This is a genomic window from Pseudomonas sp. Tof1 (genome assembly GCF_055390395.1).
In genome coordinates, this window is record NZ_AP024344.1 from 768,240 (window position 1) to 783,191 (window position 14,952).

A 14,952-nucleotide genomic window follows, 5' to 3' on the forward strand; every position below is an offset into this window, starting at 1 on the left:
GGCCGAAGCGCTTTGATCCAGAACCGCCAGGAAGACCTGACATGAGCTTCGGTAAGACCACCCCCATTCTGCGAATTTTCGACGAGGGCAAGGCGTTGGAGTTCTACGTCGACTTCCTGGGTTTCCAGGTCGACTGGCAGCATCGTTTCGAGCCGGGTTTCCCCTTGTATCTGCAGGTGTCCAAGGGCAATTGCGTGTTGCACCTGAGCGAGCATCACGGTGATAGCACTCCGGGCTCGGCGCTGCGTATCGAGACCGACGAGCTGGAAGCCTTTCGCGAACAACTGCTGGCCAAGGGCTTCGGCTACGCCCGTCCGGAAATCCAGGCCATGCCCTGGGGCAGCATGGACATGCCGATCGCCGACCCGTTCGGCAACCGCCTGGTGTTCACCAACGCGATCTGCGTCTGAGCCACAGGGCTTCGAATCGATGTCGAAGCCCTGCCAGTCACCTCGAATCTGAAACACAAGGTGCGATTTCCCCCGCCCTGGGCTAACCTGCGGCCATGTTTTACGAGGTCGACTATGCACATTCATATTCTGGGTATCTGCGGCACCTTCATGGGCTCGATGGCTGTTCTGGCCAAGGAACTGGGCCATCACGTGACGGGCTCCGATGCCAATGTCTATCCGCCGATGAGCACGCAACTGCAGGCCCAGGGCATCGAACTGACCCAGGGTTATGACCCGGCCCAGCTCGATCCGGCCCCGGACCTGGTGGTGATCGGCAATGCCATGTCCCGTGGCAACCCCGCGGTCGAGTACGTGCTGAACAAGGGCCTGCCCTACGTGTCCGGCCCGCAGTGGCTGGCCGACCATGTGCTGCAGGGGCGCTGGGTCCTGGCCGTGGCCGGCACCCACGGCAAGACCACCAGCAGCAGCATGCTCGCCTGGGTGCTGGAGCACGCGGGCATGAGCCCGGGCTTCCTGATCGGCGGCGTGCCGCAGAATTTCTCGGTATCGGCGCGCCTGGGCGGCACGCCGTTCTTCGTGATCGAGGCCGACGAGTACGACAGCGCGTTCTTCGACAAGCGCTCCAAGTTCGTCCACTACCATCCGCGCACGGCGATCCTGAACAACCTGGAGTTCGACCACGCGGACATCTTCCCCGACCTGCCAGCCATCGAGCGGCAGTTCCACCACCTGGTACGGACCATCCCCAGCGAAGGCCTGGTCATTCACCCGACCACCGAGCCGGCGTTGAAGCGGGTGATCGACATGGGCTGCTGGACCCCGGTGCAGACCACCGGTGCCGGTGGCCAGTGGCAGGCGCGCCTGCTCAGCGAGGACGGTTCGCGTTTCGAGGTGCTGTTCGAGGGCGTGGCCCAGGGCACGGTCGAGTGGGAACTGACCGGCCAGCACAACGTCGCCAATGCCCTGGCCACCCTGGCCGCGGCGCGGCATGTCGGCGTGGTGCCGGCGATGGGTATTGCCGGTCTGAGTGCGTTCAAGAGCGTCAAGCGGCGCATGGAAAAGGTCGCCGAAGTCCAAGGCGTGACCATCTACGATGACTTCGCCCACCATCCGACCGCCATTGCCACGACCCTCGACGGCCTGCGCAAGAAGGTCGGCGATGCACCGGTGATCGCCATCATCGAACCGCGTTCCAACTCCATGAAACTGGGCGCTCACCGCGATGGCCTGCCGGAGAGCGTGGTCCAGGCCGATCAGGTGATCTGGTACGCGCCGGCCAATCTCGGCTGGGACCTGGGCGCCACGGCGGCCTTGTGCAGTGTGCCGTCGATTGTCAGCGACTCCCTGGAGGGCATCATCGAACGGGTGAAAAGCCAGGCCAAGCCCGGCACGCACGTGGTGATCATGAGCAACGGCGGCTTCGGCGGGCTGCACGGCAAACTGGCCGAGGCCCTGCGGTGAACGGCCCGGAGCGTATCACCCTGGCGATGACCGGCGCCTCCGGGGCGCAGTATGGCTTGCGCCTGCTCGATTGCCTGGTGCGCGAGGACCGCGAAGTGCACTTCCTGATCTCCAAGGCGGCGCAGTTGGTGATGGCGACGGAGACGGACGTCACCCTGCCGCCCAAGCCGCAGGCGATGCAGGCGTTCCTCACCGAGTACACCGGGGCCCAGGCCGGGCAGATCCGCGTGTACGGCAAGGAGGACTGGATGTCGCCGGTGGCCTCCGGCTCCGGCTCGCCGGCGGCGATGGTGGTGGTGCCATGCTCCACCGGGACCTTGTCGGCCATCGCCACGGGCGCCTGCAACAACCTGATCGAGCGGGCGGCGGACGTGACCCTCAAGGAGCGTCGGCAACTGATCCTGGTGCCGCGCGAGGCGCCGTATTCGAGCATTCATCTGGAGAACATGCTCAAGCTGTCGAACATGGGCGTGACGATCCTGCCGGCTTCGCCGGGCTTCTATCATCAGCCGCAGACCATCGACGACCTGGTGGATTTCGTGGTGGCGCGGATTCTCAATCTGTTGAATATCCCCCAGGACATGCTGCCGCGCTGGGGTGAGCATCATTTGAACAGCAATGAGTAAGGCGCTGCTGGGCCTGCTGCTGGCACTGCAACTGGCGGGTTGTGCGACGGCGCGGACGCTGGATGCCGGCAAGGCCGGGGCGCCGCTCGTCTATGCCGGCACGCGGTTGGACCTGTACGCGTTGCAGGGTGGCTGTTGTGCCCGTGACCGGTTCGGCGCCGAGGCGCCGGGGTATCCTGGGTTGGACCTGCCGGCGAGTGCCTTGCTCGATACGCTGCTGTTGCCGTTGTCGGTGTTCACGGCGTTGGGCGTCGGGTTTCAGGCGACGGGTGGGTTGTAGGCTATGTACGAAATCGCTTGAAACTTGGTTATGCGGCGTTAAAAACCGGCTCGGAATGCTCATTTACTCCAGTAAAGTCGGGCGCGACCCCGGCCGTTCCTCGCCGGTTTTTGCCTTGCCTAACCTGCGTTTCAAACAATTTCGTACACAGCCTAGGGCCGGGGATCGTGTTTTGCCCCTTCGCGGGCAAGCCGGATCGCCGCGCCGCCCGCTCCTGCAGGCGGTCGAATCGGTTCACGCGGTCCTGTAGGAGCGCGGCTTGCCCGCGAAGAGTCCCGCCCTGGCAACAAAAATCTACCTGGCGAAAGCTACTTGCCGAGCCGGCGCAACTCATCCGACTCGACGATCCGCACCCCGTCCTGCTCCTCCAGCGCCAGGCGCCACAGCGCCCGGGCCAGTTGGCAGGCCTCGATCCCGCGATACTTGCCGGGAATCAGCTTCGACAGCGGTGCCGCCAACTGTTCGGCCAGGCGCGGTTCGCTACGCTCGCCGATCAGCAGCGACGGCCGGGCGATGGTCAACTGCGGCCAGCCCTGGGCCTTCAGCGACTCCTCCATCTCACCCTTGACCCGGCTGTAGAACACCTTGGATTTCGGGTTGGCGTCCACCGCGCTGACCACGATCAGGTGCCGCGCGCCCAGTTCCCGCGCACGCTTGCCGAAAGCCACCACCATATCGTGGTCGACAGCGCGAAAGGCTTCTTCGGAGCCGGCGAGCTTGATCGTGGTGCCCAGGCAGCAGATCGCCAGGTCGACCCGGCCGCTCAGTTGCGGCAGGAAGATCGCCGGGTCGCCGACCGGGTTCTCCAGGTGCGGATGTTTCGCCAGTGGGCGACGCGAAGGGGCGAGGACGCGACTGACCGTGGGTTCGTTGAGCAGTCGGTCCAGCAGATGTTCACCGGTCAGGCCGGTGGCTCCAGCGAGCAGGATGTGCTGAGGCGTCAAGTACATAAAATATCTCCCTTGATACGAATCAGCTTAGTTGCTCTTGGCGCCCTTGCTGTCCAGTGAAGCGCTTTGCAACGCTTTTCTTGCCTGTTGCTTGCGTAGCTGCTGCCAGTGGGCCAGCACGCCCTTGGGGGCCCAGATCTGCGGTTCCGACGCCTCGAAGTTGTCCGCCTGCTCACGTTCGGCAACATGGGCCTTGGCCAGGTTGAAGGCCTGCTGCAAGTCGTCGGTCTGGTTCAGGGCCTGGGCGAACAGGGCATCGCCGAAGTAGGTGAAGTCCGCTTCCTCGGAGCAGCCGAAGGACACCCGGTCGGCCCGCGAGGCGGTCATGATCAGGGTTCTTTCATCCTTGAGGGCCGGAATGAAGCCGCCGGAGTAACAGGCCGAAATGACGATGACCTTGTCGCGGTTCTTCAACGGGGCCAGGGCCTGGGCCATTTCATCGGCGGGCAGGTCGGCCAGTTCCAGGCGTGGCTGGTCCAGCACCAGTTCATGGGCGTGGGTACCGTGGCTTGTCAGGTAGATGAAGATCAGGTCTTCCGGGCCACTGCGTTCGGCCAGGGCCTGGGCGGCCCGGTGCAGGTTTTCGCGGGTGGCCATCGGCCGATCGATCAGGTGATCGCGATGGTTCACCAGGCTGATCTGGCCATAGGCGCCAAAGCGGGTGGCGAGCATCTTGCCGACATAGTCGGCTTCACGCAGGAAGACGCTCTGCTTGCCGTCACCGGCCAGCACCAGGCTGTACAGCTCGATGGCCGGCGTGGAGGCCGGAACCGCGGCGAGGGCTTTTTCCAACAGGGGCCCCTGGGCCAGCAGGCCCAGTTCGAGCTGGTCCGGCAGCAGTTTGCCATCGGCCTCGCGAACCCGCTGGCCATTGCTCCAGATGCCGCTTTGCACCCGGCCGTCCGCCAGGGTCAGGATGCCCCGGCCCTCGTACGTGTCGCTGGCGAACTCGCCGACATAGTGGCTGCCATCGGCCAGGTTCAACTGGCCGAAACCGTTGAAGCGCCATTCGCTGAACTCACCGCGATAATGGCTGCCATCGACGCCGATCAGTTCACCCTGGCCATTGAGTACGCCGTCCTTGAACTCGCCGATCCAGACATCGCCGTCGGCGTTTTCATAGCGGCCCTTGCCGTTCAGCTGGTTGTGCCGGAAACCGCCGGCGTACTGGTCGCCTTCGGCACTGTTGAAGGTCCCGACGCCTTCCAGTTGGCCGTTGACGAAGCGCCCGGTGAACTGGTTGCCGCTGGCATCGCTGCGCTGGCCCTCGCCGTTGGGCTTGCCGTGGGCGAACTCGCCCTGGTATTGGCTGCCGTCTTCCAGTTCGAGGTGGCCGAGGCCGGAATACTGGTCGTCCCTGAATTCGCCGCGGTAGGTCATGCCGGCTTCCTTCAGGGTGCCTTCGCCGTTGCGTCGGCCCAGCTTGAAACCGCCGGTGTAGCTGCTGTCATGAAGGGTCAGGGTGCCCTGGCCATGGAACAGGCCCTGCTGGAACTGGCCCTTGTAGACCTCGCCGTTGCTGCCGTGCCACTCGCCGTCGCCATGCCACTGGCCATTGAGGAACTGGCCGGCATACCAGCTGCCGTTCGGGTAGTCGATGCGCCCCTGGCCTTGCAGCAGGCCATTGACCACTTCCCCGCGGTAGCGGCCGCCGTCCGGCAGACGGGCGTCCGGCGGTAGCAGTGATTCGCCATCACCGCAGGCGGTGAGCAACAGGGTCAGGGCAAGGGGTGCAAATGGGCGCATGACGGGATCCGGGCAATTAGGGGACCGAGTATGCCGAAGCATTGTGTCGTGTCCAGAGGTAAAGCACGAAACAGCACCGTCGCCGCTTCGTGCCGCAGCCCGGATGTCGCTTCAGACGAAGCAGAGCGACAGAGGTTCAGCGATATAGGCAGGTTTTTCCTGGCCTTCGATCTCCAGCGTGGCGGTTGCCTTGAGCAGCCACTGGCCCGGCTTTTTCTCGGTGGCGTCGACCAGCTCGACCTTGAGCCGCACCCGCGAGTCGACCTTGACCGGCTGGATGAAGCGCACGCTGTCCAGGCCATAGTTGACGACCATCTTCAGGCCTTCGGGCAGGATCAGGATGTCCTCCATCAGCTTGGGGATCAGCGACAGCGAGAGAAAACCGTGGGCAATGGTGCTGCCAAAAGGTGTTTGCGCGGCCTTGACCGGGTCGACGTGGATGAACTGATAATCGCCGGTGGCCTCCGCGAACAGGTTGATGCGCTCCTGGTCGATGGTGAACCATTCGGAACGTCCCAGTTCCTTGCCGACATAGTCTTTGAGTTGCGCTACGGGTACATAGGGCATTGAGCCTCTCCTTGGTCGTTCGGGGTCAGGCCTTGGGTTGCAGCCCTTGGCATCCACTGTAGATCATCACGGCCGTTGTGCCCGGTCAAGCGACCATGGCTTTGGCGAATGCCGGCGTATCGGCATGCTTATAATGGGGTGCGTTGACAAGGGGGAGTACGGATGTTGCTGCGCGGCCTGACCTGGCTGGTGCTGTTCCAGTTGCTTGGCACGGCTATCAATCATTTGTGTGTACCGATGTTGCCGGGGCCGATCATCGGCCTGCTGCTGTTGCTGGCCTTCCTGCTGATTCGGGGTGAGGTCGGGGCACCGTTGAGCGAGGCGGCCAGCAGCCTGCTGCGCTACCTGCCGTTGCTGCTGGTGCCGCCGGCCGTGGGCGTGATGGTCTACGCCAGCGATATCGCCGCGGATTTCTGGGCCATTGTCGGCTCGCTGGTGCTGTCGGTACTGATTTCCATGGCCCTGGTCGGGGTGCTGATGAACTGGCTGATCCGGCGCAAGGATCGGCGCGAGGGCGAACGATGACATTGGATTGGCAAGGGGCGTGGGCGGCGGTGATTCACCATCCGCTGTTCGGTATCGGAATCACCCTGGGCGCCTATCAACTGGTGCTGGCGGGGTTCGAGAAAACCCGCTGGATCTTCCTGCAGCCGGTGCTGGCGTCGATGGCGCTGGTGGTCGGTGTGCTGTTGCTGTGTGGCCTGGACTATGCCGAATATCGCAAGAGCACCGAGATTCTCGGCATCCTGCTCGGCCCGGCGACCGTTGCCCTGGCGGTGCCGCTGTACCTCAACCTGCGGCGGATCCGACAATTGTTCTGGCCGATTTTTACTACGCTGGTGATTGGTGGCGTGATTGCCACTGGCCTGTGCGTGCTGCTGGGTTGGTGGTTCGGCGCCGAGCCGCGGATGCTGATGACCATGGCACCGAAATCGGTGACGTCCCCATTGCGATGCTGGTGGCCGAGCAGATCGGCGGTGTGGCCGCCCTGGCCGCGGTGTTCGTGCTGATCACCGGGGTGATCGGCGCGATTGCCGGCCCACCCATGCTGACCCGCCTGGGTGTGATGCGGCCCGAGGCCAGGGGCATGGCCCTGGGCATGACCGCCCATGCGGTGGGCACCTCGGTGGCCCTGCAGGAAAGCGACGAATGCGGTGCCTTCGCGGCGCTGGCGATGAGTTTGATGGGCGTGACCACTGCGGTACTGTTGCCCCTGATCGTCACCTGGATGGTTTAAGGAAACCCTTGTATGAGCTTGGCGCTGTTCCCCCTGAACACCGTGCTGTTTCCCGGCTGCACCCTCGATCTGCAGATTTTCGAGGCGCGTTACCTGGACATGATCAGTCGCTGCATGAAGCAGGGCAGCGGTTTTGGCGTGGTGTGCATCCTTGAAGGCGAAGAGGTCGGCCCGGCGCCGCAGGGCTTCGCCCGGATCGGCTGCGAGGCGCTGATTCGCGATTTCCAGCAGCAGGACAACGGTCTGCTGGGGATCCGGGTCGAGGGCGGCCGGCGCTTTCGTGTGCTCGACAGCGAATTGCAGAAGGACCAGTTGACCGTCGCCCAGGTGCAGTGGCTGGACGAGGTTCCCGAACAGCCGCTGCAGGATGAGGACGAAGACCTGGTGGCCCTGCTCAAGGCCCTGGCCGAGCACCCGATGGTCGCGGCGTTGAACATGGGCACCGAGGCCGGTGGGCAGCAGTCGCTGGCGAACCAGCTGGCTTATCTGCTGCCGTTTTCCGATCTGGACAAGATCGATCTGCTGGAGCTCGATGATCCGCAGCAGCGCCTGGATGCGATCCAGGAACTGCTCGACGAGTTGCAGGGCGAACTGTTCGCCTAGTGGCCTGTGTGGCTAATTCGCACAGGCCACTAGTAGGCATACCGCAGCAACTGCTGAGGTATGTGCCACAGCGCATGTGAGCCGTACAGCGCCACGGCGGCCGGCAGGATCAGCCACCAGGCCCGTGGTGGCATGCTGCCCAGCGGCAGGTGGCGCTGGCTCAGGGTCAGGCTGGCAGCCAGGACGGCAATCGCCAGCAAGGCCCCGGCCAGGATGTCCGTGGGCCAATGCGCGCCCAGGTAGACCCGTGACAACGCCACGGCGAACGCTGGCAGGCAGCCGAGCAGCAGCCAGGTGACGCGCATCCGGGGTGGCTGGTCGCGGCCGGCCAGCACCGCCAGTACCAGGAAGAAGGCGAACGAGCCCGAGCTGTGACCGCTGGGCATGCTGTAGCTGGTGATCGGGTCGCTGAGGACTTCCGGACGCATGCGGGCGAACAGATGCTTGGTGGCGGTGTTGCCGATGGCGGTGACGGCCAGGGTGCCGCCAAAAAACAGCGCATGCCGCCATTGCCGGGCCAGCAGCAACAGCAGCGTGAGCACCGTTGCGACGGTGAACTGGGTGCGGAAGTCGCCCAGGCGGGTGATGATCACGGCGATCAGGTCGAAGCTGCTGTCACGGTGCTCCTGGACCAGTGCCATCAGCCCCTGGTCGAACGCCTGCAAGTGCGGGTAGCCGAGGAACAGGCCGGCCAGCAGCAACAGGCTCAGCCCGGAAATCAGCAGCGTGGCCCGTGGATGGCGCTTGAGGCTGCAATGGATGCACAGGCCGATCAGGGCCGCGAGGCCCGCCGCGACCACCGCGGTCTGCGGCCAGAACCCCTCGGGCAGCGGCAGGCGGAACGCCGCGCCGGTGGCCCAGCCCGGCAGCAGGTAGGCCACCGACCAGCCGGCACCGGCAAGCAGGCTGACGCCGATGAAGCGTGGCAGCGGCATGTCGCACATGCCGGCGATCATCGGCAGCATTGGCCGCAACGGGCCGATGAAGCGTCCCACCAGCAGGCTGGCGATGCCGTAGCGCTGGAAGTAGGACTCGGCACCGTTCATCCATTCCGGGTGCTGGCGCAGGCCGGGCAGGCGGCGGATGTTCTGGTGAAAACGCCTGCCCAGGGTGTAGGACAAGCCGTCGCCGAGCAGGCCGCCGAGAAACCCCAGCAGGAGGGTTTCACCCAGCGGCAGGGCGCCGCTGCCGGCCAGGACGGCGATGGCGAACAGCAGGACGGTGCCCGGCACGATGATGCCGGCGATGGCCAGGCATTCGACGCAGGCGACGATGAACACGGCCAGGCCGAGCCACTGCGGATTGGCTGTCAGCCAGCCGGTGATGCTATCGAGCCATGGGCCCATGGGCGATTTCCTTGTTCAGGGTAGCAGGTGGTAGTCCCTGCCTTCGACCTGGCCCCGGCGCAGCGGGTTGCGGGTGCAGCAGGTGGCATATTCGGCATCGACGAAGCGATACATCAGGTGCTCATCCCTGCCCAGGGGGATGCCCAGGCGGGTGGTCTGGATGATGCGTGCCGGCCGGTTGCCGACGTCTTCGACGAACAGCCGCTGCGGGTCGAAGCGCTTGGCGTCCCAGATCGGCACCTTCAGGCCCAGCGCCTTGCACAGCAGTGTCTGGCCGGCACACAGTTTCTGCGCCGGGCGCGGGCCACCCTGGGCGTCCGGGTTGTTCAGTTGCATCTGCGCCAGGCTGGCGGGGCCTGAGCGGTCGTCGGTCCAGGGATAGGCCGACTTGATCAGCACGGCGTTCCCCGGCCCCGGGCACTGAAGTTCAGCGAGTCGCCACCGCGAGCGTAGTACATATAGATGTGCCCGCCATCCAGAAACAAAGCCTTACGCTTTTCTGTATAGCCGAGGGAGGCATGGCTGCCTTTTTCCTCGAAGTAGTAGGCTTCGGTCTCTATGATGCGTGCCGCGAGCCACAGATCGCCGACCCGATGACGTATGACTTTTCCCAGCAGCTCGCGGGCGAGCAGTTGCGCGTCTCGGTCGAAAAAGCTGTCTGGCAGGGCGTTTGGCAGGGGGAGGGGTGTCAGATTGGACATCGTCGCTGATGGGCATTCCGGACTGTTTGGAGGCCAATCATACCGATTTTGTGCTTAATTCAGGCTGAATGGCGGCTGTTTGTGCGGCATTTCGACCATCCGCCCGGCACCGCTGTCCGTCAGGCGGCGCGACAGCTATAATCGGCCGCTTTCTTCTTTGCCAAGACCTCCTCAAGACCATGACCGAGTCCGTTCCTGACTACATGACCCGCCTGGGTCGCGCAGCCCGCGAGGCTTCCCGCGTGATCGGCCGTGCCAGCACCGCGCAGAAGAATCGCGCGCTGCACGCCGCCGCCGCCGCGCTGGATGCGGCGCGTGACGAACTGGTCGCCGCCAATGAGCTCGACCTGGCCGCTGCCCGCGCCAATGGTCTGGAGCCGGCGCTGGTCGAGCGTTTGGCACTGACGCCGGCGCGGATCGACAGCATGATCGTCGGTCTGCGCCAGGTAGCGAACCTGCCGGACCCGGTCGGGGCGATCCGCGACATGAGCTACCGGCCGTCGGGTATCCAGGTCGGCAGGATGCGCGTGCCGCTGGGGGTCGTGGGGATCATCTACGAATCGCGGCCGAACGTGACCATCGATGCCGCCAGCCTGTGCCTGAAGTCCGGCAACGCGACGATCCTGCGTGGCGGCTCCGAAGCGATCCACTCCAACCGTGCCATCGCCACCTGCATCCAGCGCGGCCTGGACGAGGCCGGCCTGCCGGCGGCCGTCGTGCAGGTGGTGGAAGTCACCGACCGGGCCGCTGTCGGGGCGCTGATCAGCATGCCCGAGTATGTCGACGTGATCGTACCCCGTGGCGGCAAGGGCCTGATCGAGCGGATCAGCCGCGATGCCCGGGTGCCGGTGATCAAGCACCTGGACGGCATCTGCCACGTGTATGTCAGCGCCCGTGCCGACCTCGACAAGGCCCGGCGCATCGCCTTCAACGCCAAGACCTATCGCTACGGCATCTGCGGCGCCATGGAGACCCTGCTGGTGGACAAGGCCGTGGCCGAGTCCTTCCTGCCGGACATGGCCGAGCAGTTCCGGGCCAAGGGCGTCGAGCTGCGTGGCTGCGCGCGGACCCGGGCGATCATCGAGGCCGTGGCGGCGACCGAAGAGGACTGGAACACCGAATACCTGGCGCCGATCCTGTCGATCCGCGTCGTCGACGGCCTGGACATGGCCGTCGAGCACATCAACGGCTACGGTTCCCATCACACGGACTCGATCGTCACCGAGGATCTGGCCGAGTCCCGGCGCTTCATGGCCGACGTCGACTCCAGCTCGGTGATGCTCAACACCCCGACCTGCTTCGCCGATGGTTTTGAATACGGGCTGGGTGCCGAGATCGGCATCTCTACTGATAAGCTGCACGCCCGCGGACCGGTCGGTCTGGAAGGCCTGACCTGCGAGAAGTACATCGTGGTCGGCGACGGGCAGTTGCGTGGCCAGGAGTCGCTCTGACTTGGTCGGCAAACGCCAGTCAGCCGCCGTGCCCCCTCGCGAAGTTCCACCTCGGCGCATCGGTGTGCTCGGCGGAACCTTCGACCCGGTGCACATCGGCCATTTGCGCAGTGCCCTGGAGGTTGCGGAACTGATGGAGCTCGATGAGTTGCGCCTGATGCCCAGCGCCAGGCCACCTCATCGCGACACGCCGCAGGTTTCTGCGCGCGCCCGGCTGGCGATGGTCGAATGCGCAGTGGCCGGCATCGCGCCGCTGGTGGTCGACGACCGGGAGCTGCAGCGGGACAAGCCGTCCTACACTATCGACACCCTGGAACTCATGCGGGCCGAGTTGGCCGCCGAGGACCAGTTGTTTCTGTTGCTGGGCTGGGACGCATTCTGCGGCCTGCCCACCTGGCATCGCTGGGAGGAGTTGCTCCTGCATTGCCACATCCTGGTGCTGCAACGCCCGGATGCCGACAGCGAGCCGCCGGATGCCTTGCGCAACCTGCTGGCCGCACGGTCGGTCAGCGACCCGAAGGCCCTGCCGGGGCCTGGCGGGCATATTACATTCGTCTGGCAGACGCCCCTCGCGGTGTCGGCCACCCAGATCCGTCAACTGCTGGCCAGCGGTAAGTCGGTACGTTTCCTGGTGCCTGACGCGGTCCTGGCCTATATCGATGCGCACGGTCTGTACCGTGCGTCGAACTGAAGGTGGGTTTCAACGCCGCAAGTTGCGCGAAGAAATCGCCAAACATACGAGCTGAATGAGTTTTATATGACGAACAAAGAAGTTTTGAACGGCGCGGACATCGTCGAAGTGGCCAAGGCCGCACTGGAAGACGTCAAGGCCCAGGATATCCAGGTCATCGACGTGCGTGACAAGAACAGCATCACCGACTACATGGTGATCGCCACCGGTACCTCTAACCGCCAGATCAACGCGATGCTGGACAAGGTGCGCGAGAACGTGAAGGCCAAGGGCCTGCGTCCGCTGGGCGAGGAAGGCAAGGGCGACAGCGACTGGGTGCTGCTGGACCTGGACACCGTCATCGTGCACATGATGACCGCCTCGGCTCGCCAGTTCTATGACCTGGAGCGCCTGTGGGCCGGTGCCGAGCAGAGCCGTTCGGCCAGCGCTGCCCACCACAGCCCGGAAAACTCCCATGAGCACTTCGCCAAGCTCAACAAGGACATGGAATAAGGGTCGCCCGTGCGTCTGCGTCTGATTGCCGTCGGTTCCCGCATGCCCAAGTGGGTGGAAGAGGGTTGGCATGAGTATGCCAAGCGTCTGCCTTCCGAACTGGCGCTGGAACTGGTGGAGATACCGCTCAATACCCGGGGCAAGAATGCCGACGTGGCTCGTTTCATCCGTCAGGAAGGCGAGGCCATGCTGGCCAAGGTCGGCCCAACGAGCGGATCGTCACGCTGGAGGTCCACGGCAAGCCGTGGAGCACCGAGCAGTTGGCGGTCGAACTGGATCGCTGGCGCCTGGATTCGCGTACGGTCAACTTCATGGTCGGTGGCCCCGAGGGGCTGGCGCCGGAAGTCTGTGCACGGGCCGATCAGCGCTGGTCGCTGTCGCCGCTGACGCTGCCGCACCCGCTGGTGCGGATTCTGATCGGTGAACAGCTGTATCGTGCCTGGACCGTGCTGTCCGGCCACCCCTATCACAAATAAGCCTGCCGAATGACCCAGCCGATTCGCCTCAAGGACCACGAGAAAGACGCCCGTCTGGTGCGTAACCGTGTCGTGGTCGGCGCGGTGGTGGTCGTGCTGCTGATTTGTGTGCTGATCGCCCGCCTGTATTTCCTGCAGGTGATCCAGTACGACTACCACTCGACCCTGTCGGAAAACAACCGCGTCCATGTGCAGTCGATCCCGCCGCCCGCGGCCTGATCTACGACCGCAATGGTGTGGTGGTGGCCGATAACCGGCCGAGTTTCAGCCTGAGCATGACCCGCGAACGGGCCGGCAACTGGCAGGAAGTGCTGGATGTGATCGTCGAGGTGTTGCAACTGACGCCCGAGGATCGCGTGCTCTTCGAAAAACGTATGCGCCAGGGGCGCCGGCCGTTCGAGCCGGTGCCGATCCTGTTCGAGCTCACCGAGGAGCAGATCGCCCGCGTCGCCGTGAACCAGTTCCGCCTGCCGGGCGTCGAGGTGGTCGCGCAGTTGGTTCGCCATTATCCGCAGGGCGCGCACTTCGCCCATTCGGTGGGTTACATGGGGCGGATCAACGAAAAGGAGGCCAAGGTCCTCGACCCGGTGAACTACAGCGGTACCCACCATATCGGCAAGACCGGCATCGAACGCTTCTACGAGGCGGAGCTGCATGGCCAGGTCGGTTACGAGGAGGTCGAGACCAACGCCCGCGGTCGTATCCTGCGGGTGCTCAAGCGCACCGATCCGGTACCGGGCAAGGACATCGTCCTCAGCCTGGACATCAAGCTGCAGGAAGCCGCCGAGGAAGCCCTGGGTGGCCGTCGTGGCGCGGTGGTGGCGCTCGATCCGAGCACCGGCGAGGTGCTGGCAATGGTCAGCCAGCCGAGTTTCGACCCGAACCTGTTCGTCACCGGCATCAGCTTCAAGGCCTACGCCGAACTGCGCGATTCCATCGACCGGCCGCTGTTCAACCGGGTGTTGCGCGGTCTGTACCCGCCCGGCTCGACCATCAAGCCGGCGGTGGCGATCGCCGGCCTGGACAGCGGTGTGGTCAACGCCTCGACGCGAGTCTTCGACCCCGGCTACTACGAGTTGCCGAACTACGATCACAAATACCGCAACTGGAACCGCACCGGCGACGGCTGGGTCGACCTCGACACGGCGATCATGCGTTCCAACGACACCTATTTCTACGACCTGGCCCACAAGCTGGGGATCGACCGCCTGGCCAGCTACATGAACAAGTTCGGCCTGGGCCAGAAGGTCTCCCTGGACATGTTCGAGGAATCGCCGGGGCTGATGCCGTCGCGCGAGTGGAAGCGCACCACGCGCCGCCAGGCCTGGTTCCCGGGCGAGACGCTGATCCTCGGGATCGGCCAGGGCTACATGCAGGCCACGCCGCTGCAACTGGCCCAGGCCACGGCCCTGGTGGCGAACAAGGGCGTGTGGAACCGGCCGCACCTGGCCAAGACCATCGAGGGCCAGCGGCCGAAGGATGACAACCCGATGCCGGATATCGTCCTGCGCAACCCGTCGGACTGGGACAAGGTCAACCACGGCATGCAGCAGGTGATGCACGGTGCCCGTGGTACCGCGCGCAAGGCCTCGATCGGCGCGCAGTACCTGATCGCCGGCAAGAGTGGTACGGCTCAGGTCGTGGCGATCAAGCAGGGTGAGAAATATGATCGCTCGAAGGTCCTGGAACGCCATCGCGACCACGCGTTGTTCGTCGGCTTTGCCCCGGCCAACAACCCCAAGATCGTCGTCGCGGTGATGGTCGAGAACGGCGAGTCCGGTTCCGGCGTCGCGGCGCCGGTGGTCCGCCAGGTGATGGATGCCTGGCTGCTCGGCCCGGATGGCCGGCTCAAACCTGAATACGCTGGCACTACTACCGCGGAGGCTACGCCGTGATTGCCAATTTCGATCGC

At 64.7% G+C, this 14,952-nt stretch carries 13 protein-coding genes and 4 pseudogenes; 12 read left to right on the forward strand and 5 right to left on the reverse strand.

Features of this window, described 5'->3' with window-relative positions; all coding sequences use genetic code 11:
- Nucleotides 1-41 precede the first annotated feature (41 nt).
- From ACZ5KU_RS03430 to ACZ5KU_RS03445, 4 genes are all read left to right on the forward strand, one after another.
- Nucleotides 42-410, forward strand: a complete 369-nt coding sequence (locus ACZ5KU_RS03430) for a glyoxalase superfamily protein (protein WP_054058569.1) — start codon at nt 42-44, stop codon at nt 408-410.
- A gap of 114 nt (nt 411-524) precedes the next feature.
- The gene (gene mpl / locus ACZ5KU_RS03435; RefSeq protein WP_464736835.1) at nt 525-1,874 is read left to right on the forward strand and encodes a UDP-N-acetylmuramate:L-alanyl-gamma-D-glutamyl-meso-diaminopimelate ligase; all 1,350 of its coding nucleotides are present in this window, start codon (nt 525-527) and stop codon (nt 1,872-1,874) included.
- A complete protein-coding gene (gene ubiX, locus ACZ5KU_RS03440) occupies nt 1,871-2,500 on the forward strand; it encodes a flavin prenyltransferase UbiX (protein WP_081009897.1) in 630 nt (209 codons plus the stop codon). The genes mpl and ubiX overlap by 4 nt, the downstream gene beginning before the upstream one ends.
- Nucleotides 2,493-2,780, forward strand: coding sequence for a YceK/YidQ family lipoprotein (locus tag ACZ5KU_RS03445; protein ID WP_054058567.1), 288 nt, complete (start codon nt 2,493-2,495; stop codon nt 2,778-2,780). The genes ubiX and ACZ5KU_RS03445 overlap by 8 nt, the downstream gene beginning before the upstream one ends.
- A gap of 308 nt (nt 2,781-3,088) precedes the next feature.
- On the opposite strand, the gene ACZ5KU_RS03450 is transcribed toward ACZ5KU_RS03445, so the two are convergent.
- The 3 genes from ACZ5KU_RS03450 to ACZ5KU_RS03460 form a co-directional block, all read right to left on the reverse strand.
- Entirely contained in the window at nt 3,089-3,730 is a 642-nt protein-coding gene (locus ACZ5KU_RS03450) for a Rossmann-fold NAD(P)-binding domain-containing protein (protein WP_054058566.1), read from the reverse strand.
- A gap of 27 nt (nt 3,731-3,757) precedes the next feature.
- On the reverse strand, nt 3,758-5,476 hold the full coding sequence (locus tag ACZ5KU_RS03455) for a C13 family peptidase (protein WP_054058565.1): 1,719 nt from the start codon (nt 5,474-5,476) through the stop codon (nt 3,758-3,760).
- A gap of 111 nt (nt 5,477-5,587) precedes the next feature.
- Nucleotides 5,588-6,043: a MaoC family dehydratase gene (locus ACZ5KU_RS03460; RefSeq protein WP_054058564.1), complete on the reverse strand. Its 456-nt coding sequence runs from the start codon at nt 6,041-6,043 to the stop codon at nt 5,588-5,590.
- 162 nt (nt 6,044-6,205) lie between these two features.
- Between ACZ5KU_RS03460 and ACZ5KU_RS03465 the strand changes: the two genes are divergently transcribed.
- The 3 genes and pseudogenes from ACZ5KU_RS03465 (at nt 6,206) to ACZ5KU_RS03475 (ending at nt 7,883) form a co-directional block, all read left to right on the forward strand.
- Complete coding sequence (locus tag ACZ5KU_RS03465) at nt 6,206-6,568, forward strand: CidA/LrgA family protein (protein ID WP_054058563.1); 363 nt, start codon at nt 6,206-6,208, stop codon at nt 6,566-6,568.
- Nucleotides 6,565-7,280, forward strand: a pseudogene (locus ACZ5KU_RS03470) (LrgB family protein). Before ACZ5KU_RS03465 ends, ACZ5KU_RS03470 begins: the two are co-directional and overlap by 4 nt.
- 12 nt (nt 7,281-7,292) lie before the next feature.
- Entirely contained in the window at nt 7,293-7,883 is a 591-nt protein-coding gene (locus ACZ5KU_RS03475) for an LON peptidase substrate-binding domain-containing protein (RefSeq protein ID WP_054058561.1), read from the forward strand.
- Nucleotides 7,884-7,912: 29 nt separating this feature from the next.
- On the opposite strand, the gene ACZ5KU_RS03480 is transcribed toward ACZ5KU_RS03475, so the two are convergent.
- Both ACZ5KU_RS03480 and ACZ5KU_RS03485 read right to left on the reverse strand, forming a co-directional pair.
- Nucleotides 7,913-9,229 (reverse strand): bifunctional DedA family/phosphatase PAP2 family protein, encoded by a 1,317-nt coding sequence (locus ACZ5KU_RS03480; RefSeq protein WP_416771642.1) that lies wholly within the window; start codon nt 9,227-9,229, stop codon nt 7,913-7,915.
- Nucleotides 9,230-9,244: 15 nt separating this feature from the next.
- Nucleotides 9,245-9,930 (reverse strand): annotated as a pseudogene (locus ACZ5KU_RS03485) (DNA-3-methyladenine glycosylase).
- A 179-nt stretch (nt 9,931-10,109) separates the two neighbouring features.
- Here ACZ5KU_RS03485 and ACZ5KU_RS03490 point away from each other — a divergent pair.
- The 5 genes and pseudogenes from ACZ5KU_RS03490 (at nt 10,110) to mrdA (ending at nt 14,935) form a co-directional block, all read left to right on the forward strand.
- Nucleotides 10,110-11,381, forward strand: a complete 1,272-nt coding sequence (locus tag ACZ5KU_RS03490; protein WP_464736836.1) for a glutamate-5-semialdehyde dehydrogenase — start codon at nt 10,110-10,112, stop codon at nt 11,379-11,381.
- A gap of 28 nt (nt 11,382-11,409) precedes the next feature.
- Nucleotides 11,410-12,072 carry a nicotinate-nucleotide adenylyltransferase gene (gene nadD / locus ACZ5KU_RS03495; protein ID WP_192842765.1) on the forward strand — a complete coding sequence of 221 codons (663 nt, stop codon included), beginning with the start codon at nt 11,410-11,412 and terminating at the stop codon, nt 12,070-12,072.
- Nucleotides 12,073-12,138: 66 nt separating this feature from the next.
- On the forward strand, nt 12,139-12,564 hold the full coding sequence (rsfS, locus tag ACZ5KU_RS03500; RefSeq protein ID WP_054060068.1) for a ribosome silencing factor: 426 nt from the start codon (nt 12,139-12,141) through the stop codon (nt 12,562-12,564).
- A gap of 9 nt (nt 12,565-12,573) precedes the next feature.
- A pseudogene (rlmH, locus tag ACZ5KU_RS03505) lies at nt 12,574-13,040 on the forward strand (23S rRNA (pseudouridine(1915)-N(3))-methyltransferase RlmH).
- A gap of 9 nt (nt 13,041-13,049) precedes the next feature.
- Nucleotides 13,050-14,935, forward strand: a pseudogene (mrdA, locus tag ACZ5KU_RS03510) (penicillin-binding protein 2).
- Nucleotides 14,936-14,952: the final 17 nt, after the last annotated feature.

Coding starts and splice junctions, on each gene's coding strand:
- ACZ5KU_RS03430 (WP_054058569.1), top strand. CDS start 42: ATGAGCTTCGGTAAGACCACCCCCATTCTGCGAATTTTCGACGAGGGC.
- mpl (WP_464736835.1), top strand. CDS start 525: ATGCACATTCATATTCTGGGTATCTGCGGCACCTTCATGGGCTCGATG.
- ACZ5KU_RS03445 (WP_054058567.1), top strand. CDS start 2,493: ATGAGTAAGGCGCTGCTGGGCCTGCTGCTGGCACTGCAACTGGCGGGT.
- ACZ5KU_RS03450 (WP_054058566.1), bottom strand. CDS start 3,730: ATGTACTTGACGCCTCAGCACATCCTGCTCGCTGGAGCCACCGGCCTG.
- ACZ5KU_RS03455 (WP_054058565.1), bottom strand. CDS start 5,476: ATGCGCCCATTTGCACCCCTTGCCCTGACCCTGTTGCTCACCGCCTGC.
- ACZ5KU_RS03460 (WP_054058564.1), bottom strand. CDS start 6,043: ATGCCCTATGTACCCGTAGCGCAACTCAAAGACTATGTCGGCAAGGAA.
- ACZ5KU_RS03465 (WP_054058563.1), top strand. CDS start 6,206: ATGTTGCTGCGCGGCCTGACCTGGCTGGTGCTGTTCCAGTTGCTTGGC.
- ACZ5KU_RS03475 (WP_054058561.1), top strand. CDS start 7,293: ATGAGCTTGGCGCTGTTCCCCCTGAACACCGTGCTGTTTCCCGGCTGC.
- ACZ5KU_RS03480 (WP_416771642.1), bottom strand. CDS start 9,229: ATGGGCCCATGGCTCGATAGCATCACCGGCTGGCTGACAGCCAATCCG.
- ACZ5KU_RS03490 (WP_464736836.1), top strand. CDS start 10,110: ATGACCGAGTCCGTTCCTGACTACATGACCCGCCTGGGTCGCGCAGCC.
- rsfS (WP_054060068.1), top strand. CDS start 12,139: ATGACGAACAAAGAAGTTTTGAACGGCGCGGACATCGTCGAAGTGGCC.